Below are 21,387 nucleotides of genomic sequence, written 5' to 3'. Positions count from 1 at the left end.
GCTAATAGCTGCGGGTAGTTCTCTGTCTCATAAACCTTCATGCAAGGTCTTTCGTACTTTTTCTTTATCTCTTTCATTTTAATGATGTAGGTTTATTAATTAGCATAATGAATGATCAGATTTTAGGTCTTTTAAAGGACTGATGCAAAGGTATATAAATAATTTCTAATAGCCAAAACATATGGGTCTTTTTTGAGAATAAATGCATAACAACATATATTCAAAGGTTGCTGATGGCTTTCTGATTCCCGATGGACTCCATTCTGTCCAGAATTCAACTCCGACAAAAATATTTCTAACGGTGCTCCAGTGTCGTAGCATGGTTGTAGATTATAGAAAGGATACTCCAACTGAAGATATGAAATAGTTGTAGGCAGTTTTTTACTGCCTACAACTATTTCTCGAGGGCTTCGAATAGACGATCGAGGGCCTCATCGGCATTGCTGCTCTCATTCAGCAGAGTGACAAACTTCGAACCGATGATGGCACCATTCGCATTCTGTTGGGCAGCCTCGAGGGTCTGCTTGTTGGAGATTCCGAAGCCAATCATACGGGGGTTGCGCAGATCCATTGCATTAATACGACGGAAGTAGTCTTGCTTGGCATCGTCGAAGCTCTTCTGAGCACCCGTGATGGCAGCTGATGAGACCATATAGATGAAACCGTCGGTGTGGTTGTCGATGAAACGGATACGATCCTCGGTGGTCTCAGGAGTGATGAGCATGATGACGCGCAGGTCGTACTTATCGGCGATGGGCTTCACAATATCTTGATAGTCTTTGAAGGGCAGGTCTGGGATGATCATGCCACTGACACCACTTTCGACGCAGCTTTGGCAGAAGGCCTCGAAACCGTATCGAAGGATGGGGTTGAGGTAGCCCATCAGCACCAGAGGTATCTCCACCTCGTCTTTGATGGCCTTCAGTTGGGCGAAGAGTGTCTTGAGGTTCATTCCGTTCTTCAGGGCCTGAGTAGCGGCTCCTTGGATGACGGGACCGTCGGCAAGAGGGTCACTGAATGGAATACCCACCTCAATCATTGCGATACCACGGCGCTGCATGGTCTTAATCACCTCGCCAGTACCCTCGAGTGTGGGACATCCGGCGCAGAAATAGAGCGAGAGAAGCTTGCGATTCTTGCTGTTTGCGAAGAGTTGATTGATCTTGTTTGTCATATTTTTTATTTACTTTCTTATTTCTTCAACGAATGTTTTGAGCTTGTTGATGTCTTTGAGGCCTGGGACAGTCTCAAAGCGTGAGTTGAGGTCGATACCGATGCAGTGCCCTATGTTTAACTTCCCGTGTTCCAAAAAGCTGTCACTGACGTGATTGTCGTGGAGGAATGAATATACTCGTTCGGCGTCTTTGGGACCGATGCCGCCACTGAGGATATAGGGCGTGGTACCGTGGTAGTGGACGAGTATGCTCCAGTCGAATTGCTCACCATTGCCGCCCACCATCTTTCCTTTTGTGTCGAAGAGGAAATAGTCTGCGAGACCGGCATAGGACTCCGTGAGTAGAAGATCATCGACCGTGGCGATGTTGAATGCCTTGATGATCTTGATGGTAGAAACACTGCCACAAGTGTTACGGAGGTCGCGAAGGAACTCGGGATGCTCACTACCATGCAACTGGATGATGTCCAATTGGTAGTTGTGTATGTGCTGACAGATATCTTCGAGACTGGCGTCGACGAATACACCCACCTTCTTGACATCCGTAGGCAGGTAACTCGGCGGGGTCGCCACATAGCGCTTCGACTTCGGCCAGAAAATCATTCCGAGCCAGTCAATGCCGAGGGCCTCGACCTCGCGAATATTCTCGGTCTCGCGCATGCCGCACACTTTGATGATGGGTCTGCTAGTCATAGCTGTGAGATGAAATTGCTGAGTGACTGTCCCGGATCGACGGTCTTCATGAAGGTCTCTCCGATAAGGAAACCACGGAAGCCCGCAGAGCGGAGAGCGCGGACGGTAGTAGGATCGGAGATGCCACTCTCACTGATGAGAACGGGGGCAGAGGTGCCATCGCATGCAGTACAAAGTTTATCGGCAAGACGGAAGGAGGTCTGCACATCAGTGATGAATGTGCCGAGATGGCGGTTGTTAATGCCGCACATGTCGGGCTCCAACTCGGCATACTCCAACTCGGCTTCGGCGTGTGTCTCGAGTAATACTTCGAGTCCCAACTCGTGGGCGATGGTGAGCAGTGATCTGCACTCCAGCTTTGTCAAGTCGGCTGCAATCAGTAGTACGGCACTAGCTCCGCAGAGACGTGCCTGAAATAACTGGTACTCGTCGATGATAAAGTTCTTGTAGAGGATGGGGATGGTGACACCGGCTGTCCGGGCTGCCTTAATAAAAGCGTCGCAGCCTCCGAAGAATTGCTCGTCGGTGAGTATGGACAAGGCTGCAGCACCATGCTGCTGATAGCTTAGGGGGATGATTTCGGCCTTCCCCTCTTCCTTAATCCAGCCCTTTGACGGTGAACGACGTTTGAACTCGGCGATGATGCCGGATGAGGACTCCCTGAGGGCGGTTGCCATTGATGCGGGACGGAAGTCGAGCAACGGTTCTACCATACGGTGTATATCGTGCTCGCTTAATTGCTCTTTGAAGCGCTTGACCTCCTCACGTTTGTGGGCTATGATTTCTTCTAAGATATCTGTCATGATACTTTCTTGTCTGTGATGGGTTATGAGTTCAACTCAACGAATTTCTTGAAGGTCCTGAGGGCTGAGCCGCTGTCGATAGACTCCTTAGCGATGGCAACACACTCCTCAATGCTCTTCTGCCCCTTTTCGAGCACTTGAATGGCAAAGGCGGCATTGGCAAGCACAATATTCTTCTGGGCAGGCAAGGCACGGTTCTCGAGCACACTGTCGAAGATGGCGGCTGCCTCTTCCTCTGTAGCACCACCAACCAGTTCCTCTGGCTTAGCGATGGCGAAGCCTAGATCCTGTGGTTTGAAGATACGCTCATACTGATTGGTGGTTACCTTGAAGTCGCCGGTGAGAGAGATCTCGTCGTAGCCGTCGATGGAGTTAACAATACCGTAGTCGATGCCAATCTTTTGGTATACCTGATGATAGAGGCGCATCTGGTCGAGGTTAGCTACGCCGAGTAACTGACATTGCGGCTGACTGGGGTTAACCAGTGGTCCCAGTAGGTTGAAGATGGTGGGGAATTGCAGAGCCTTGCGGATAGGTCCAACGAACTTCATGGCCTTGGCGAAGAGCTGTGCATGTAGGTAGACGATACCAGCCTCGTCGAGACTACGGTTCAGACGGTTCACGTCGTCTGTGAACTTGATGCCGTGGTGCTGGATTACGTTTGAGGCTCCGCTGACGGAGGTGGCAGCGTAATTGCCGTGCTTGGCCACCTTGTAGCCAGCGCCAGCGATGACGAAGCAACTCGTCGTGGAGATGTTGAAGGTGTTTTTACGATCTCCACCTGTGCCTACGACGTCGATGTAACGATCGGCGTTCAGAATAGCGGGCACACCCGTCTCGAGGATGCCGTCGCGGAAGCCGAGAAGCTCGTCGACCGTCACGCCACGCATCTGCAGGGCTGTGAGCAGTGCTGTAATCTGTTCTGTGGGATACTCACTCTGTGTGATGCCAATCAGAATGTTCTTCATTTCTTCACGAGACAGTTCCTCGTGGTTTAGCATCCTGTTCAGGATGTCTTTCATTGTCTGTGCCATATCTTTTATTTTTATTTCTTTTTCTTTTACAGGAACAACCAGTTTTGGAGCATTTTCCGTCCGTCTGGGGTGAGCACACTCTCGGGGTGGAACTGTATGCCTCGTATGTTTAGTGTCTTGTGACGTAGTGCCATAATCTGTCCCTCGTCGCTCTCAGCGGTCACTTCCAGACAGTCGGGCAGTCCATCCTTGGCCACCACCCACGAATGGTAGCGGCCCATCGTGATGCGCTTGGGCAGTCCGCTGAAAATCTCGTCGTTGCCAAATTGGGTGCCTTCGGTGGCTACACCATGGTACACATCGGAGAGGTTTTCCAGACGTGCACCGAACACCTCACCAATGGCCTGATGGCCGAGGCAGACGCCGAGAATGGGCTTCTTGCCAGCATAAGTGCGGATGACATTGAGTAGCAGGCCTGCCTCGGATGGGATACCAGGACCTGGCGAGAGGATAATCTTACTATAGGCCATAAGGTCGGAGAGCTCGAACTGGTCGTTGCGTACAACGGTCACCTCGGCTCCCAGTTCCTTGACCAGATGACTCAGATTATAGGTGAATGAGTCGTAGTTGTCTATAATTACTATCTTCATATTGGTTCGTTTTTTCTCTCACAGATTATATTAATCGCAATCTTTTGCCTTTTGTTTTTTAAAGGTTTTCTGCTTTAATAATCGCATTCCTTAATGCTCCTAGTTTATTGTTAACCTCTTGTAGCTCGTATTCTTCGTTGCTTTTGGCCACGATGCCACCGCCAGCTTGGAACCATAGTTCTCCGTTGCGTGATACGAACGTGCGGATGGTGATGGCTTGGTTCAGAGAACCATCCAATCCGATGTATCCGATGCAGCCACCATAGGCACCACGGTTGTGTGGCTCGTATTCTGAGATAAGTTGCATAGCGCGCACCTTAGGTGCGCCAGAGAGCGTGCCGGCAGGGAAGGTGTCGATGAAAGCTTTGATAGGATCGGCGCCCTTGTCGAGTTCACCGCTGACACGACTCACGAGATGAATGACATGAGAGTAGTACTGCAGATCCTTGTAAAAGTCAACCTTTACGTCGTGGCAGTTTCTTGAGAGGTCGTTGCGGGCCAGGTCGACTAGCATGACGTGTTCGGCATTTTCCTTTGGGTCGTTACGCAGAAACTCAGCTCCTTGACGGTCGGCCTCTGCGTCACCTGTACGCTTCGTTGTACCAGCGATGGGGTCGATGTAGGCTTTGTACATTGAACATTGATCATTGCTCATTGAACATTTCTCGATGCGACAGTGGGTCTCGGGCGAAGAGCCGAAGATGCGGAAGCCGCCAAAGTCGAAATAGAATAAATAAGGTGAAGGGTTAATACTGCGCAGAGCTCGGTAGAGCTTGAAATCGTCGCCCTCGTACCTTTGAATGAATCGTCGTGAGAGTACAATTTGGAAAACATCGCCTCGTAGACAATGTTTGATGCCCTTGCGGATATTGGCCTTGTGCTCTTCGTCGGTTAGTGGCGAGGTGGTCTCACCTATGGGGTGGAATTCATAGGCTTGTACGTTGGTCTTGTTCATTTGTTTGTAAATGGTGTCGAGTTCCTGCTCATCGCCCAACGTGACGATAGTAAGCTGGTTGTTGAAGTGATCGAACACGATGATATCCTTGTAGAGAATATATAGCATGTCGGGGGCATCGTTCTTCTGCTGGGTCTCGTCTTTTACGGCGATGTTCTCAAAATAGCGTACGGCATTGAATGAAGTGTAGCCATAGAGCCCGCAGATGTTGGCATGATCTCCCTCTACGTGGATGGTGTCAATGAGTGCGTGGATGGCTTTGTCAGAGCGGTATTCTGCATCTACGTGGTGTTGCTCGGTATGTCCGTCGGGGAAGGTGATGGTCGACTCTCCATGACCGATGGCGACACTAGCTATCGGGTTGATGCCGATAAACGAGCGGGAGTTGTTGGAGTCGTGGTAGTCGGAGCTCTCCATCAGGGCACTCTGGGGGTAGATGTCGCGGAGTCGCATATACACACCTACTGGGGTATAGAGATCCGCAAGGATGGTCTTCGATGTTGTGGTATAATGAAAAGTACTCATAGTCGTCTTTTTTCTTAGTATCTCAGTTTCTTCTGTTGAATGATTCTTTATTCATTAGAAATTGCCGTATTCTTTCGCCATAGCCTTGTTGCTGAGGTAGGTCTGTACATCCTTGTCGCCACGCCCGCTGACAGTAAGCACGACCAGATCGTCGGGCTTGAAAGTCAGTTTCTTCAGGGCTGCGATGGCGTGTGCACTTTCGATGGCAGGTATGATACCCTCCATGCGAGTCAGTTCATAGCCACCGTAGACAGCCTCGTCGTCGTTGATGCTGAGCACTTTCGTACGGCCTTTCTTCGCCATGTTACAATGCATGGGACCAACGCCGGGGTAGTCGAGGCCGGCCGAGATTGTAAAGGCCTCCTGTATTTGACCATCCTCATCCTGCATGACAAGCATCTTCGCACCATGCAGGATACCTGTTACCCCCTTGTGGATGGTAGCAGCCGTGTGGTCTGTCTGCCAACCGTGTCCGCCCGCCTCTGCTAGTACAATCTTCACACGCTCGTCGTCGACATAGTGGTAAATTGTGCCAGCGGCATTACTGCCGCCACCGATGCAGGCGATGAGATAGTCGGGATAGTCACGACCTTCTTTCTCTTCCAACTGCCATTTGATCTCTTCGGAGATGACGCTCTGCATCTGTGCCACAAGGTCGGGGTATGGGTGTGGTCCCATAGTCGAACCCACGATATAAAAGGTATCGGCAGGATGACAACACCAGTCGCGGATGGCAGCGCTACAAGCATCAGAGAGTGTCATGTTACCAGTGCGGACGGGATGAACCTCGGCTCCCAGCATCTTCATGCGTTCCACATTTGTGTGTTGCCGTTCCACGTCTGTCGCGCCCATGAACACTTCGCACTTCATATTCATCAGCGCACAGACGGTTGCTGTGGCTACACCGTGCTGTCCAGCACCTGTCTCTGCGATAATACGCGTCTTCCCCATCTTTTTAGCCAATAATATCTGTCCGATGGTGTTGTTGATCTTGTGCGCACCAGTATGGTTCAGGTCTTCACGCTTCAGATAGAGTTTACAGCCATATTTCTCACTCATTCGCTTGGCATAGTAGAGTGGTGAGGGACGCCCCACATAGTCTTTTAACAGGGCGTGGTACTCTTTCTTGAACTCCTCTGACTCGATGATGGGGCGATAGGCCTCCTGTAGGTCGTGTACGCACTTGTAGAGAATCTCTGGCACATAGGCACCACCGAACTCTCCGTAAAACCCTTTCTCATCTACAAGATAATTCTCTTTCATATATTTGGTTGTTTTTGTGATTGACATTAAAAAAGCTCGCCGCTGTCGCGACGAGCCTTTTGTATCTGTGGTTGAATAACATATACGGCTATCAGCCTCGCGACGTTTTTGATCTCGAGCTCTGCCACCACCAATAGTTATTCATCATTTTCATTTCAGAATTTCTTTTTTCTGGCTGCAAAGGTATATATATTTCTGTTTCTGTGCAAACTTTTCTGCGTTTTTTTTAATAAAATGAAAGAAATAGCTTAATTTTGCCGACAAATTCTTAGTTGACGATGACTTTAAAAGATTTTTTGGTACAGGGTGACCGTTTCGCAGCGGACAACGGCTGTATATTAAAAGAGGTTCGTGAAGGGTATGCTTGTGCGGAACTCATCGTGACATCACATCATCTGAACGCAGGAGGTGTTTGTCAGGGGGGAGCATATTTTACATTGGCTGATATTGCACTTGCCGCTGTTATGAACAGTCGGGGCGCGATGACCTTCGGTATAGAGAATCATATCGTGTTCCTGAAAAGTGCCAAGGAGGGTGATACGCTCATTGCTGAGGCCACGGAGATCTTCAACCATCATAAGATTCCCTATGTTGAGGTACGCGTCACAAACCAAAACGGTGATCTCTGTTGCGTACTTACGGGATTAGCCTACAGAAAAGCCGTCGACTTGAATGTCGACGGCCTGAAGTAATATCGGAATGTCCAGATGATTCCTATTGGATTTCCCAACCAATGGCGGAAGCACCAAGCACAGCAGCGCTGGCACCGTCTAGGCCACTCACGAGGAACTGTGCCTTGTTCTTAAATATCTTCAGCACATGCTCGTTATATGCCTCCCGGATAGGTTTCATGATGAGTTCACCTGCCTTCACCATACCTCCAAAGAAGATGAAAGCCTCTGGTGATGAGAAAGCAGCGAAATCGGCACAGGCCTCACCAAGCATATGACCCGTGAAGTCATAGATTTCCTTGGCCAGTTCGTCGCCCTTGCCAGCAGCAATACTTACATCGAGAGAGGTAATCTTCTCTGGATCAAGTTCGCGGAGTAGACTGGGGCGCTCTGTCTTCGATAATAACTCACGAGCCGTGCGAGCCACACCTGTAGCGGAGCAGTAGCATTCCAGACAACCCTTACGGCCACAGCCACACATGCGACCTTCCTCGCCGCGTACCATCGTTACATGCCCCAACTCACCAGCAAAGCCGTCGTGACCATAGAGCAGTTGGCCGTTGACCACAATACCTGATCCTACACCTGTTCCGAGGGTAATCACGATAAAGTTCTTCATGCCACGAGCCACACCGTATACCATCTCGCCGATGGCGGCAGCATTTGCGTCATTGGTCAATGCTACAGGGATTCCATTCAATCGTTCGCTGAACATCTTGGCCAAGGGCACTACACCGTCGTGAGCCCAAGGTAGGTTGGGGGCGAACTCGATAGTACCGTTATAGAAATTGCCATTAGGAGCGCCGATACCCATCGCCTTAATCTTCTCGATGCCGCCAACCTGGTCTATAATCACCTGCAGCACATCTACGCAGGCGTCAACATATTCTTCCACCTTCTCGTAGCTGCCCGTCTTGATGGCTGTGGTCGCCTTGATATCTCCACGCGCGTCTACAATACCGAATACAGAGTTTGTGCCTCCCAGGTCTAAGCCGATGACATACGGCTTCATAACAGTTTGATCATTCATATGTATTTTAAGTTTTATTGTTTATTGATTGTCTCTTCACGATTTCTATCGCAAAGTTACGTAAAATCTGTCAAACTCTGTGATATTTTACGGAAATTAACCATGAAATTTGTTTTTTCGGGCATTTCTTTGTATCTTTGCACTCGTTATGCCGTTTCATGTACCAATTAACATATTGGACTTTATTTTCAAGGGGATGATGATTGGCGTGATTGCCTCTGCCCCGATGGGTCCTGTAGGTATCCTTTGCGTACAGCGTACGCTGAATAAAGGACGCTGGTTTGGTCTTGCCACTGGGGTGGGAGCCGCAGTCAGTGATATCATCTATGCCGCCTTCGCAGGATTCGGCATGTCGTTTGTCATGGATCTGATCAATAACGATCAGAATCGTTTCTACCTACAGATCGTGGGAAGTGTGATGCTACTCTGCTTCGGTATCTATACCTATCGCACTGATCCGACGCGGAAGATGCACCAGTCGGGACAACAGAAGGGTACGCTCTGGTATAATACATGGACTGCCTTCCTCGTCACGTTCTCTAATCCACTGATTATCTTCCTCTTTTTGGCGATGTATGCACAGTTTGCGTTTGTGCTGCCGAATCATCCGTTCGAGATGCTCGTGGGGTTTGCCAGTATCGTGTGTGGTGCCCTCCTTTGGTGGTGGGGCCTGACGTGGTTGGTAGATAAGATTCGTACTAAGTTTGATACCAATGGCATCAAGATCATCAACCAAGTTATTGGCGTGGCTGTGATTATCGGAAGTGTTATCATGCTGCTTGGTACGACCACGAATCTTGTGAGATTCTTTTAAGAAATAATAAGAAAGTAAAAAAGAAAAAAGTGTTTATTGCACAGGAACTGAGGAAAAAGAATATTGCCGAATATCTGTTGTATATGTGGCAGATTGAGGATACGATACGTGCATTTGACTGTTCATTGCGCAGGGTTCGTGATGAGTATGTGGCTCGTTTCGACTATAGTGACGAGCAGAAGGAGGAGGAGACCGACTGGTTTGGAAACTTAATTAGGATGATGAATCAGGAAGGTTGCCGTGAGAAAGGTCATCTGCAGATCAACAAGGTGACAATGCAGATGCTGACAGACTTGCATAACCAACTGCTACAGTCGACGAAGTTTCCATTTTATAATACTGCATATTATAAGGTCCTACCGTTTATTGTCGAGTTGCGCAATCGCGGGGCCGACAAGGAGGAAAATGAATTAGAGACCTGTCTAAATTCATTATACGGTGTGATGATGCTACGTCTGCAGAAGAAGGATATCTCGCCCGACACACTACATGCAGTGAAGGAAATATCGACATTCGTGGGCATGCTCTCTGACTATTACAAGAAGGACAAAGAGGAAGGACTGAAGTTCGAATAGACATGAAGATACTGGTGACGGGCTGTAAAGGCCAACTGGGAAACGAAATGCAGCTGCTGGAGGAAAAGAACCCCCAGCACCTCTATTTTAATACGGATGTTGAAGATCTCGATATTACAGACGAGGTGGCAATTGAACGTTATGTTGACGAGCATGAGATAGATGGTATCGTTAACTGTGCTGCCTATACTGCTGTCGATAAGGCCGAGGAGAATCCTTCCATTTGTCGTATGTTGAATGCGACCGCTCCAGGTTTTTTGGCTGCAGCGGTGGAGCGACGCGGTGGATGGATGATACAGATATCTACCGATTATGTGTTTGATGGCACAGGTCATCAGCCTTATGTGGAGACTGATCCGACATGTCCTGACAGCATCTATGGCACCACGAAGTTGGAAGGAGAGCAAACCGTGATGGCAACATGCCATCGAACGATGATTATCCGTACGGCGTGGCTCTATTCCGCTTTTGGCAATAACTTTGTAAAGACGATGATTCGTTTGGGCAAGGAGCGACAGGAGTTGGGCGTGATCTTCGATCAGGTCGGGACACCGACCTATGCGCGCGACCTGGCGGTGGCTATCTTTGCTATTATCAATCAAGGAGTTGTGCCTGGCATCTATCACTTCTCGAATGAGGGCGTGATTTCCTGGTATGACTTCGCGAAGGCGATACATCGTATAGCTGGCATTACTGACTGTGAGGTCCGGCCGTTGCATACAGTCGATTATCCCACACCAGCCAGACGACCGCATTACTCTGTGCTTGACAAGACGAAGATCAAAGAGACCTATGGCATCAGCATTCCTTATTGGGAAGAATCACTTGCTGACTGCATGAAAGATATAACGAGAGAATTATGAATCAAGTTCCGAGCTTGCTCGTCTGAACATATATAAAAAGAAAAAATGCGTGAAGAAATAGGAAGAAGAAGGACATTTGCGATTATCTCGCACCCTGATGCAGGTAAGACAACGCTGACGGAGAAATTCCTGCTGTTTGGTGGACAAATACAAGTGGCTGGAGCTGTCAAGAACAACAAAATCAAGAAGACGGCTACTAGCGACTGGATGGATATTGAAAAACAGCGTGGCATCTCGGTTTCAACCTCTGTGATGGAGTTCGATTATACCCCTCAGGGCTCGGATATCGAATATAAGGTGAATATTCTCGACACTCCTGGACACCAGGACTTCGCGGAGGATACCTTCCGCACGCTGACTGCCGTTGACTCGGCTATCATAGTGGTCGACGGTGCCAAGGGTGTGGAGACGCAGACTCGAAAGTTGATGACAGTCTGTCGTATGCGTAAGACTCCTGTCATCATCTTTATCAATAAGATGGACCGTGAGGGACGTGACCCCTTTGATTTACTTGATGAGCTGGAGCAAGAGCTGGAGATCAAAGTGCGACCGTTGAGTTGGCCGATTAATCAAGGCGCAAAGTTCAAAGGTGTGTATAATATCTACGAAGAGAAACTCGATCTCTTCACACCTGATAAGCAACGTGTGACTGACAAGGTTGAGGTGGATATCAACAGTGTGGAGTTGGACGAACGGGTAGGTGAGGAGAATGCAGCCAAACTGCGTGAGGACTTGGAACTGGTAGAGGGGGTATACCCCACATTCGATGTGGAGTCATATCGTGAGGCGGAGGTTGCCCCTGTATTCTTTGGATCGGCATTGAACAACTTCGGTGTGCAGGAACTGCTGAACTGCTTCGTGGAAATTGCACCGAGTCCACGGCCAACAAAGGCCGAGGAACGTAATGTGCAGCCTGAGGAACCGAAATTTACTGGCTTTATTTTCAAGATTACCGCGAATATTGACCCGAACCATCGCTCGTGTATCGCTTTCTGTAAGGTCTGTAGCGGACAGTTCCGCCGCAACCAGCCTTATCTACATGTGAGACAGGGTAAGACGATGCGTTTCACCTCGCCTACGCAGTTTATGGCGCAGCGTAAATCGACAGTCGATGAGGCTTGGCCTGGAGATATCGTAGGACTCCCAGATACTGGTGGAATATTTAAGATCGGTGACACACTGACGGAGGGAGAACAGTTACATTTCCGCGGTCTGCCCTCTTTCTCTCCGGAACTGTTCAAGTATATCGAGAACGACGATCCGATGAAAGCCAAGCAGCTTCAGAAGGGTATTGACCAGTTGATGGACGAGGGCGTAGCACAGTTGTTCGTCAACCAGTTCAGTAATCGAAAGATCATCGGAACGGTAGGACAATTGCAGTTCGAGGTTATCCAGTACCGACTAGAGAATGAGTATAATGCCAAGTGTCGTTGGGAACCTGTGCACCTGTATAAGGCTTGCTGGATCGAGAGCGACGACGAGGCGGAACTGGAGAATTTCAAGAAACGGAAGTACCAGTATATGGCTAAGGACAAGGAAGGACGTGATGTGTTCCTTGCTGACTCTGGATATGTGCTTTCTATGGCACAGGAGGACTTTAAAAATATTAAGTTCCATTTCACAAGTGAATTCTAATGAAGATAGAAGAAGATATCAAAAAAGCAGTAGAGACGATGCGTAAGGGTGGAGTGATACTCTATCCGACAGACACAGTCTGGGGCATTGGTTGTGATGCGACGAATGCAGAAGCTGTCAAGCGGGTCTATGAGATCAAACAGCGTGACGATTCGAAGGCTCTGATCTGTCTGGTAGACAGCGATGCTCGTATGCAGCGCTATTTCAGACATGTACCTGATGTAGCGTGGCAGTTGATCGACAGTCTGAAGGATGATACTCCAATGGCAAAGAACGCTTCTCCGTCGACGAAGCCAACGACACTGGTGCTCGATGGAGCTATTAATCTGGCTGAGAACCTGATTGCGGATGATGGTAGCGTGGGTATCCGCATCACTAACGAGCCATTCTCAAAGGAACTCTGCTATCGTTTTCAAAAGGCTATCGTGTCGACCTCGGCAAACATCAGTGGGGAACCTGCTGCCCAGAACTACTGTGATATCGATCCTCATATTCTGGAGGCTGTCGACTATGTGTGCTGGAGTCGTAGACAGGAGCATAAGCCTCATACACCATCGTGTATCATCAGACTGCGTGAGAACGGTGAGGTTACAGTCATAAGGAAGTAATAGAACGTGGATGCAACGATAAGTGACAGAAGACCCAAGTGGCTTCAACGACTGCATGAGTGGCGTGTGGAGCATGTCAGTGAGAAGATGTTTATGATCATCCTCGCACTTGTTGTGGGTTTCTTTGCTGCCGTTGCCGCTTTCTCCTTGCATTGGATTATCAACCAGATAGTGCTCTTGCTGACGAGCTCGTTCGAGAAGTCGCATGCCAACTGGCTCTATCTGGTCTACCCCGTGGTGGGTATCTATCTCACATCACTCTTCGTGAGGTATATTGTTAAGGATAATATTTCACATGGAATCACGAGAATACTCTATGCCATATCGACCAACAAGTCGCGACTGAAGTCACATAATTGTTGGTCGTCGGTGATTGCTTCGGCCATCACCATCGGCTTTGGCGGTTCTGTTGGAGCAGAGGCCCCGATTGTACTGACGGGTTCGGCCATCGGGTCAAATCTTGGACAGTTGTTCCATCTTGATCGTAAGATGTTGATGACCTTGGTGGGATGTGGTGCGGCTGGTGCTATCGCAGGTATTTTCAAAGCGCCTATAGCGGGATTAGTTTTCACGCTTGAGGTGCTGATGATTGATATGACGATGTCGGCTTTGTTGCCAATCCTCGTCTCATGTGTGACAGCCACATGTTTTACCTACATCTTCAGTGGTGATGCATCTCTGTTCACCTTCCATCTCGACAACGAATGGTCCATACAACGTGCTCCTGCGTATATTCTGTTGGGCATCGCCTGTGGAATTGTATCACTCTACTTTATTCGGATGATGGGAGCCTGTGAGGATGTGTATGCTCGATTCAAGGACCATCCGCATATCAAACTGGCCATCGGCGGAACGATGCTGAGTCTGTTAATTTTCCTATTCCCTGCTCTGTATGGTGAGGGTTATAGTAGCATTAATCTGTTGTTAAATGGACAGACTGAGGCCGATTGGGATAGAATACTGAACAACTCACTCTTTTCTGGACAGGGATCGTTGCTGATTCCTTACATTGCATTGGTACTTCTGACGAAGGTGTTTGCCACCTCGGCTACGAATGGTGGTGGTGGCTGTGGTGGTACGTTTGCCCCCAGTCTTTTTATAGGTTGTTTTACTGGTTTCCTATTCTCCCGCCTGTGGAACATGCAACAGATTGGCGTTTATATTCCGGAGAAGAATTTCTCACTATTGGGTATGGCTGGCGTGATGTCGGGTGTGATGCATGCACCCTTGACGGGTATCTTCCTGATAGCGGAACTTACAGGTGGTTATAGTATGTTTATGCCGCTGATGATCGTCAGTGTGTGTGCTTATCTGACCATTATTATTTTTGAGCCTCACAGCATCTATGGCTCGCGTTTGGCCAAACAGGGAAAGTTGCTCACTCATCATACCGACCATGCAGTACTGACGCTGATGAACCTTGACAGTGTTATTGAGCGCGATTATCTGGCTGTCAGTCCTGATATGGAATTGGGACAGATTGTGCATAAGATCAGTCGCAGCCATTCCACTGTACTTCCCGTGATTGATGGGGCGGGGACACTTCTGGGCGAGATTGATATCATGAAGATTCGCAATGTTGTGTTCCGTATAGAATTGTATCATCATTTCACGGCCTCCCAGTTGATGAGAGACCCTAAGGCTACCTTGAGCGATGATGCTCCGATGGTCGATGTAATGCGCATCTTCGATCGGACAGGAGCCAATTGGTTACCTGTCTTCGATGCACAGGCTCACCTGAAGGGTTATGTCTCGCGGCAGCGTATCTATACGATGTACAGGAAGATGGTGGCCGATATGAGTGAGGATTGATAAAGGGAAATAGAATGGAGAAGAAGGATTTACGAATAGTGTTTATGGGAACACCAGAGTTTGCGGTGGAGACACTGAAGGCTCTGGTGGAGAACGATTATCATGTGGTGGCAGTTGTGACTCAGCCCGACAAACCTGTTGGTAGGCATGGTAGCGTTTTACAACCATCCGCTGTGAAGCAGTATGCCGTGGAGCATGGAATACCAGTGTTACAACCAGTGAAGATGAAGGATCCTGCATTCGTGGAAACTCTCCGCAGTTTTCATGCCAACCTTCAGGTGGTCGTAGCCTTCCGTATGCTACCTGAGGTGGTATGGGATATGCCGGAGTATGGCACTTTCAATGTGCATGCTGCGTTGTTACCCCAGTATCGAGGGGCGGCGCCTATCAACTGGGCTGTCATCAATGGTGAGACCCAGACAGGTGTCACAACCTTTTTCCTCGATAAAAATATAGACACTGGTCGTGTGATTATGCAGAAGCCTTTCGATATTCCTGATACTGCAGATGTCGAATATGTCTATGATGGACTGATGCACCTTGGTGCGGAGATATGTCTGGATACCTTGGAACGACTCTTGGTTGCCGACGGTCATCTCGAGAGTATACCACAGGAGCAGTTGATCACTGCAGGTCAGGTGCTTCGGCATGCTCCAAAGATCTTCAAGGAAACCTGTGATATCGACTGGAATTTGCCCGCCAAGCAGATCTATGACTTTATACGTGGACTTTGTCCTGTACCATCAGCATGGACCACGTTATGCGATAGCACTGGCAGGCAGACTACGCTGAAAGTTTTCAAGGCAATGGTTTCGGATATCGTCCGTCCTGTTGATCCAGGAACTGTTGTTGTTGAAGGAAAGAAACTCTATATTGCAGCCAGGACAGGAAAACTCTTGCGCATTGACGAACTTCAGTTAGCAGGCAAGAAGAGGATGACGGCTATGGACTTCCTGAATGGCAACAAAAACATTACCGAAGCCCGCTGTATCCATACTAGTTCTGAGACTGAGACTGTATAATAGAACTTTCCCGTTTGATCTGTGACATAAAAAAAGAGAAATATATAATAAAGTAGGTGGTGTGTGCGTTTGTAGGATAGAGAACATCATATAAAGTGATTGCCTATGAAGCATTTTACTCCCGATGACGCGCTGTTGAACTTCGGAGGAAACCTGAAGCCTAGGGAACAGACGCTTATGCTAATCCGACAGGTTGCATACACCTATCGTAAGAACATTAAACAGGCATGTAGCCTAAACTGAGAAAATGGCATTAGTATCACCTTCATTACTCGCTGCCGACTTCCTGCATCTCGACCGCGACATCGACATGATTAACAGGAGTGAGGCCGATTGGCTTCACCTTGACGTGATGGACGGCTCGTTCGTCCCAAACATCTCCTTCGGTTTTCCTGTGCTGGAAGCTGTTGCCAAGGTTTGTAAGAAACCGCTTGATGTACATTACATGATTGAACGCCCAGAACGCTATATCAGTCAGACTGCTAAGTTGGGGGCAATGATGATGAATGTTCACTATGAGGCATCCACCCATATCCATCGTACGATACAGGAGATTCATGATGCTGGTATGAAGGCTGGCGTGACCCTAAACCCTTCGACACCTGTATGTGTGCTCGAGGACATTATTGGTGATGTGGATATGGTGCTGCTGATGAGTGTCAATCCGGGGTTTGGCGGACAAAAGTTTATCGAGAATACTATCGATAAGGTGAAACGCTTGCGTCAGATGATTACCGAGCAGCAGTGCCAGACGCTGATTGAGGTCGATGGTGGTGTACAGGGCGAGACTGCTCCCCGGCTGGTTGCAGCGGGTGTTGATGTGCTCGTCAGCGGTAGCTATGTCTTTAAGGCTCAGAATCCTGAGCAGATTATTCATGATCTAAAGGCTTTTAGACGTTAGCCTTTGCTTTTGCGATTTACCATTGGTTTTATTCCAGCGTTAGATTCATACCATACTGGTGACTGAGCTTGCGAAGGTTCATCAGTGCATAGCGCATGCGACCTAACGAGGTGTTGATGCTGACATGGGTCTGCTCGGCGATTTCTTTGAAAGACATCTCTTGGAAAAAGCGCATGAAGACCACTTCGCGTTGTGGCTCCGGAAGTGCTTTCATCAGTCGGCGAACATCACTTAGTACCTGAGCATTGCTTATTTGTCCCTCTCGGTTTCCTTCCAGTATTGAACTGCTATTTAGGTTGCTAAGGTCGTTCTCTTTATTCAGATCCACGACCTTACGCCCCTTCTGGGCTCGATAATGGTCGATAATCACGTTGTGTGCTATCCGCGTGACCCACCAGATGAATTTTCCCGACTCGGCATATCTTCCGCCCTGCATCTTTGTAATCACCTTCAGAAAGGTCTCCTGAAAGAGTTCATTGGCCAAATCCTCGTCTTTCACCACATACATGATGTAGTTGAAGACCTTGTCTTGGCTTCTGGAAAGCAACTCGTCGAACGCACTATTATTACCATCGATATAAGCTAATGCCAACTCTTCGTCGGACATCCTTTTTGTTGTACTCATACGAAATCATTTTGTATTGAGTAGAGTTGTTTCGATAGGCAATAATATTTTGTATAAATGGTGTTTAATGGCAGCAAAAGTATGCATTTTTGTCGAAACAGCCAAGAAAAAACAAAAAAAAGTTGTTATTTTACTCACTTATTATTACCTTTGTGACATAAATAACCCAACAAACATATGATAAAGCTTTTTGTTCCAGGTCGCTTGTGCCTGTTTGGAGAACACACAGACTGGGCAGGACATTATCGTACGATGAATGCCGACATCAAGCCAGGTGCTGCTATTGTGACAGGTATAGAACAGGGTATCTGTGCTGAGGTGGAGAAATCGAGTATCTTTGAGATGTACAGCACTGCAGGAGAGATTGATGACGTATGGCAGGACTTCTCATGCCGAATGGACGAAGGGGAGTTGAAGCGCATCGCCAAGTCGGGTTCCTTCTTCTGCTATTGTGCTGGGGTCGCCTCTTATATGCTGGAATGGTATAAGGTGGGGGGCGTGCGCATCCGTATCACCTCAATGACTCTTCCCATGAAGAGTGGGCTGTCTAGTTCTGCGGCCATCTGTGTGCTCGTCGCTCGCGCCTTCAATCTTTTATATAATCTCAACCTGAACACGTTGGGTGAGATGAATATCGCTTATTTAGGTGAACTCCGTACCAGTAGTCGTTGTGGTCGTCTCGATCAAGCCTGTGCCTTCGGTGTGAAACCCAACCTGATGACTTTCGATGGAGACGAGATTGAGGTGCGCTCATTGAATGTTAAGAAACACCTCTATTGGGTGTTCGCTGATCTCTGTGCCGAGAAGGATACAATCAGGATTCTGTCGGACTTAAACAAAGCCTACCCATTTCCGAGTAACGAGGCGGAAAAGGCAGAGCATGAGGCTCTCGGGTCGCGTAACTTGGAGATTGTCAATCGGGCTGTCAATTATATGGCAGAAGGCAAGGCCGAAGAACTCGGACGACTGATGACCGAGGCAGAGGCTTTGTTCGATGCCCAAGTTGCTCCGATGTCAGTTGCTCTTTGGTCACCAAAACTCCATGCTGTGTTGAACGATCCTGTTATTACACCGATGGTGTGGGGTGGCAAGGGTGTTGGTTCACATGGCGATGGGTCGGTGCAGTTCCTGGCTCGTAGCGAAGAAGACCAGTTGCGGTTGGCCGACTATCTGAACAAACAAGGGATGAAGGCTTATACGCTGACCCTTAAACCTGTACATACCGTGCGTCGTGCCATCATTCCAGTAGCAGGTTTTGGTACTCGCCTCTATCCTGCTACACGTGCCCTGAAGAAAGACTTTTTCCCGATACCATGTCCTGATGGTATGGTGCGTCCGGTGATTCTGATCTTATTAGAGGAGCTGGTGCAGAGCGGCATTGAAGAAATCTGTCTGGTACTGGGCTCCGAGGAAGAACGCAGACAATATGCCGACTTCTTTGAACATCCCCTGTCCGATGATCATCTACAGAAGCTCAATCCCGAGGCTCAGGAGTACGAGAATCGCATTCTTGATATAGGCAAACGCCTCCGTTATGTGTACCAGCGAGAGAAGCGTGGCTTCGGTCATGCCGTCTATCAGGCCGCACAGTTTGCTGGCAACGAGCCTGTGCTGTTGCTGTTGGGAGACACCCTCTATCGTAGCGACAGCAATAAACCTTGTGCCTTGCAGATGGTCGAGGAGTATGAACGCTACAACTCGCTTTTGGTCAGTATCCACACGGTTCCTTTGTCGGAGGTCAGCCACTATGGTATCCTGCACGGAGTATGGGAAGACAAGGAACGTACAGCCCTGAGTGTCGATGTCATCAATGAGAAACCGAAGCCAAGCTATGCCGAGGAATTTTTGGGTGTTCGCAATAATAATGGTGAGAAAGAATATTACAGTGTGTTTGGACAATACATCCTCACTCCGGAGGTGTTTGAGCAGTTGCATTTGGATATCATGAAGGCTGAGATGGACAAGGATTATTCCCGTGAAATCGAACTTACATCGGCTCTCGAAGCAGTGCGCCAGCATAGTGGGATGATGGGCGTTCGCTTGAAGGGACGTATGTATGATATGGGTAATCCTGCAGCACTTGTCCGTGCTGTCACGGAGTTCTCCAAATAAAGATAAAGGCTCATCAATTGGTGAGCCTTTATCTTATCTACTTGATCAGATTCAGGAGATATCTGCCATATTCGTTCTTGGTCATCGGCTGGGCTGTCGCCCGAAGTTGTTCTTCTGTGATCCATCCCGACTTGTAAGCAATCTCCTCTAAACATGCGACCTTTAGTCCTTGGCGCTTCTCGATGACCTCGATGAAAGTCGATGCTTCCGAGAGTGAGTCGTGTGTGCCAGTGTCGAGCCAGGCAAAGCCTCGCTGTAGTGTCTGTACCTTCAGTATCTTCTGTTCCAAATAGGCCTGATTCACTGTTGTGATCTCCAGTTCGCCGCGAGCACTTGGCTTAATGTGCTTGGCTATCTCAACGACACTGTTCGGATAGAAATAGAGTCCTACCACAGCGTAATTCGACTTCGGATGCTCAGGCTTCTCCTCGATGCTAAGACAGTTCCCCTCGTCATCAAACTCAGCCACACCATATCGCTCGGGATCGTTCACATAGTAACCGAAAACAGTCGCCAGTCCTTTCTGCTCGGTTTGTCGCACACTCTCACGAAGGAGTCCTGTAAAACCGGAACCATAGAATATATTATCACCTAGCACCAGACAGACACTGTCGCTGCCAATGAAGTCCTCACCGATGATGAATGCCTGTGCCAGTCCGTCTGGCGAGGGCTGTTCAGCATATTCGAAGTGCACTCCAATCTCATGGCCATCACCTAGCAGACGCTTGAACCCTGGCAGGTCGTATGGGGTGGAGATGATGAGGATCTCACGGATACCAGCCAACATCAGAACCGAGATGGGGTAGTAGATCATCGGCTTGTCGAAGATAGGAATCAGTTGCTTACTGATTCCTTTTGTGATGGGATAGAGGCGTGTACCGGAACCCCCAGCTAATACGATTCCTTTCATGTGTAAAGATGTTTATGGCGCAAAGGTAATAAAAAATAGGAATCAAGAGATAAGAATTAAGAAAAAAGTTGTACCTTTGCAAGTGTATTTAATATCTAATAGAGATTATATGGGACTTTTTAATAAATTATTCGGAAAGAAAGATGAACAGAAGGCCGGTGGCATGGAAGACTTCATGACCCTGATTCGCGTGTACTTCCAGGCTGCTATGGCTGCTGATCTCGGCATTACGAACATGGCTGCGCTGCCAGACCTGCGTGTGTTCAAGACCACGTTGAAGGTACCTACAGTGAACAATAAGCTTGGCGTGGGCGAACGGAGTCGTTGTAAGAACATGCTGAAGACCATGTATGGCATGGAAGATGAGTTTTTCAAGGAGATCGACCAGAGCCTGCGCAAACACTGCAAGAAAATTCAGGATGCACAGACATACTTGTTGCAGTTCCAGGGTTTTACGCAAGATATCATGATGCTTACCGGTAACTTGATGAAATTCAAACTCCGTTTGCCGGGCTTCATGAAGAAGGCTCTTTACAGTATGACAGAGAAGACCGTCAATGATATCTTTAACAAGAATAACTTCTCGGACGCTGGTGTTCTCAAGGCTGTGGTCGCTGTTCGCGAGTACAACCGCCGATTGGGTTTTTCGCAGAAGTGGGTCACTGATTTTGTCTATAAAGTGGTGATGTTGGCAAAGAAAGAGCCAAAACCATCGACCACTGAGCAATAAAGAGTGGAAAACGGAGTGAAAAGTTAAAAAAAGGAAAATATT

22 protein-coding genes are annotated in these 21,387 nt (G+C 48.4%); 12 read left to right on the top strand and 10 right to left on the bottom strand.

Annotated elements, in window-relative coordinates; translation table 11 throughout:
• Window positions 1–394: 394 nt before the first annotated feature.
• From trpA to trpB, 7 genes are read right to left on the bottom strand one after another with little or no spacing between them, the layout of a single operon-like run.
• Window positions 395–1,174: a tryptophan synthase subunit alpha gene (gene trpA, locus BLU99_RS03260; protein WP_091899717.1), complete on the bottom strand. Its 780-nt coding sequence runs from the start codon at window positions 1,172–1,174 to the stop codon at window positions 395–397.
• A gap of 9 nt (window positions 1,175–1,183) precedes the next feature.
• Window positions 1,184–1,867 carry a phosphoribosylanthranilate isomerase gene (locus BLU99_RS03255; protein WP_091899716.1) on the bottom strand — a complete coding sequence of 228 codons (684 nt, stop codon included), beginning with the start codon at window positions 1,865–1,867 and terminating at the stop codon, window positions 1,184–1,186.
• Window positions 1,864–2,670, bottom strand: a complete 807-nt coding sequence (gene trpC, locus BLU99_RS03250) for an indole-3-glycerol phosphate synthase TrpC (protein ID WP_091899715.1) — start codon at window positions 2,668–2,670, stop codon at window positions 1,864–1,866. Before trpC ends, BLU99_RS03255 begins: the two co-directional genes overlap by 4 nt.
• A gap of 23 nt (window positions 2,671–2,693) precedes the next feature.
• A complete protein-coding gene (trpD, locus tag BLU99_RS03245) occupies window positions 2,694–3,692 on the bottom strand; it encodes an anthranilate phosphoribosyltransferase (RefSeq protein WP_091899941.1) in 999 nt (332 codons plus the stop codon).
• A gap of 38 nt (window positions 3,693–3,730) precedes the next feature.
• Window positions 3,731–4,294 carry an anthranilate synthase component II gene (locus BLU99_RS03240; protein WP_091899714.1) on the bottom strand — a complete coding sequence of 188 codons (564 nt, stop codon included), beginning with the start codon at window positions 4,292–4,294 and terminating at the stop codon, window positions 3,731–3,733.
• A gap of 58 nt (window positions 4,295–4,352) precedes the next feature.
• Window positions 4,353–5,774, bottom strand: coding sequence for an anthranilate synthase component I family protein (locus BLU99_RS03235; protein WP_091899713.1), 1,422 nt, complete (start codon window positions 5,772–5,774; stop codon window positions 4,353–4,355).
• A 54-nt stretch (window positions 5,775–5,828) separates the two neighbouring features.
• Entirely contained in the window at window positions 5,829–7,037 is a 1,209-nt protein-coding gene (trpB, locus tag BLU99_RS03230; protein ID WP_091899712.1) for a tryptophan synthase subunit beta, read from the bottom strand.
• A 278-nt stretch (window positions 7,038–7,315) separates the two neighbouring features.
• Between trpB and BLU99_RS03225 the strand changes: the two genes are divergently transcribed.
• On the top strand, window positions 7,316–7,729 hold the full coding sequence (locus BLU99_RS03225; RefSeq protein WP_091899711.1) for a PaaI family thioesterase: 414 nt from the start codon (window positions 7,316–7,318) through the stop codon (window positions 7,727–7,729).
• 22 nt (window positions 7,730–7,751) lie between these two features.
• On the opposite strand, the gene BLU99_RS03220 is transcribed toward BLU99_RS03225, so the two are convergent.
• Window positions 7,752–8,738, bottom strand: a complete 987-nt coding sequence (locus BLU99_RS03220; protein ID WP_091899710.1) for an ROK family protein — start codon at window positions 8,736–8,738, stop codon at window positions 7,752–7,754.
• Window positions 8,739–8,886: 148 nt separating this feature from the next.
• Between BLU99_RS03220 and BLU99_RS03215 the strand changes: the two genes are divergently transcribed.
• The 9 genes from BLU99_RS03215 to rpe all read left to right on the top strand — a co-directional run bounded on the left by BLU99_RS03215 (window position 8,887) and on the right by rpe (window position 16,968).
• Window positions 8,887–9,552 carry a LysE family translocator gene (locus tag BLU99_RS03215; RefSeq protein ID WP_091899709.1) on the top strand — a complete coding sequence of 222 codons (666 nt, stop codon included), beginning with the start codon at window positions 8,887–8,889 and terminating at the stop codon, window positions 9,550–9,552.
• Window positions 9,553–9,581: 29 nt separating this feature from the next.
• Window positions 9,582–10,127: a DUF4924 family protein gene (locus tag BLU99_RS03210; protein ID WP_091899708.1), complete on the top strand. Its 546-nt coding sequence runs from the start codon at window positions 9,582–9,584 to the stop codon at window positions 10,125–10,127.
• A 2-nt stretch (window positions 10,128–10,129) separates the two neighbouring features.
• Window positions 10,130–10,990: a dTDP-4-dehydrorhamnose reductase gene (rfbD, locus tag BLU99_RS03205; RefSeq protein ID WP_091899707.1), complete on the top strand. Its 861-nt coding sequence runs from the start codon at window positions 10,130–10,132 to the stop codon at window positions 10,988–10,990.
• Window positions 10,991–11,035: 45 nt separating this feature from the next.
• Entirely contained in the window at window positions 11,036–12,625 is a 1,590-nt protein-coding gene (locus BLU99_RS03200; protein ID WP_091899706.1) for a peptide chain release factor 3, read from the top strand.
• Window positions 12,625–13,233 (top strand): L-threonylcarbamoyladenylate synthase, encoded by a 609-nt coding sequence (locus BLU99_RS03195; protein ID WP_091899705.1) that lies wholly within the window; start codon window positions 12,625–12,627, stop codon window positions 13,231–13,233. The genes BLU99_RS03200 and BLU99_RS03195 overlap by 1 nt, the downstream gene beginning before the upstream one ends.
• Window positions 13,234–13,239: 6 nt before the next feature.
• Complete coding sequence (locus tag BLU99_RS03190) at window positions 13,240–15,045, top strand: chloride channel protein (RefSeq protein ID WP_176771021.1); 1,806 nt, start codon at window positions 13,240–13,242, stop codon at window positions 15,043–15,045.
• Window positions 15,046–15,059: 14 nt separating this feature from the next.
• The gene (gene fmt / locus BLU99_RS03185; RefSeq protein WP_091899703.1) at window positions 15,060–16,067 is read left to right on the top strand and encodes a methionyl-tRNA formyltransferase; all 1,008 of its coding nucleotides are present in this window, start codon (window positions 15,060–15,062) and stop codon (window positions 16,065–16,067) included.
• Window positions 16,068–16,172: 105 nt separating this feature from the next.
• On the top strand, window positions 16,173–16,310 hold the full coding sequence (locus BLU99_RS12245; protein WP_176771020.1) for a hypothetical protein: 138 nt from the start codon (window positions 16,173–16,175) through the stop codon (window positions 16,308–16,310).
• Window positions 16,311–16,314: 4 nt separating this feature from the next.
• Window positions 16,315–16,968 carry a ribulose-phosphate 3-epimerase gene (rpe, locus tag BLU99_RS03180; protein WP_091899702.1) on the top strand — a complete coding sequence of 218 codons (654 nt, stop codon included), beginning with the start codon at window positions 16,315–16,317 and terminating at the stop codon, window positions 16,966–16,968.
• Window positions 16,969–16,996: 28 nt separating this feature from the next.
• Here rpe and BLU99_RS03175 read toward each other — a convergent pair whose 3' ends face one another.
• Window positions 16,997–17,593 carry a sigma-70 family RNA polymerase sigma factor gene (locus BLU99_RS03175; protein ID WP_255397424.1) on the bottom strand — a complete coding sequence of 199 codons (597 nt, stop codon included), beginning with the start codon at window positions 17,591–17,593 and terminating at the stop codon, window positions 16,997–16,999.
• 177 nt (window positions 17,594–17,770) lie between these two features.
• Here BLU99_RS03175 and BLU99_RS03170 point away from each other — a divergent pair, with 177 nt between their 5' ends.
• Window positions 17,771–19,705, top strand: a complete 1,935-nt coding sequence (locus tag BLU99_RS03170; protein ID WP_091899700.1) for a sugar phosphate nucleotidyltransferase — start codon at window positions 17,771–17,773, stop codon at window positions 19,703–19,705.
• 37 nt (window positions 19,706–19,742) lie between these two features.
• On the opposite strand, the gene rfbA is transcribed toward BLU99_RS03170, so the two are convergent.
• Window positions 19,743–20,615, bottom strand: a complete 873-nt coding sequence (gene rfbA / locus BLU99_RS03165; protein ID WP_091899699.1) for a glucose-1-phosphate thymidylyltransferase RfbA — start codon at window positions 20,613–20,615, stop codon at window positions 19,743–19,745.
• A 109-nt stretch (window positions 20,616–20,724) separates the two neighbouring features.
• Between rfbA and BLU99_RS03160 the strand changes: the two genes are divergently transcribed.
• On the top strand, window positions 20,725–21,345 hold the full coding sequence (locus BLU99_RS03160; RefSeq protein WP_091899698.1) for a hypothetical protein: 621 nt from the start codon (window positions 20,725–20,727) through the stop codon (window positions 21,343–21,345).
• Window positions 21,346–21,387: the final 42 nt, after the last annotated feature.

It is taken from the genome of Prevotella sp. lc2012 (assembly GCF_900107065.1).
Classification (GTDB): Bacteria; Bacteroidota; Bacteroidia; order Bacteroidales; family Bacteroidaceae; genus Prevotella.
This window is presented reverse-complemented; position numbering and strand designations above follow the sequence as displayed.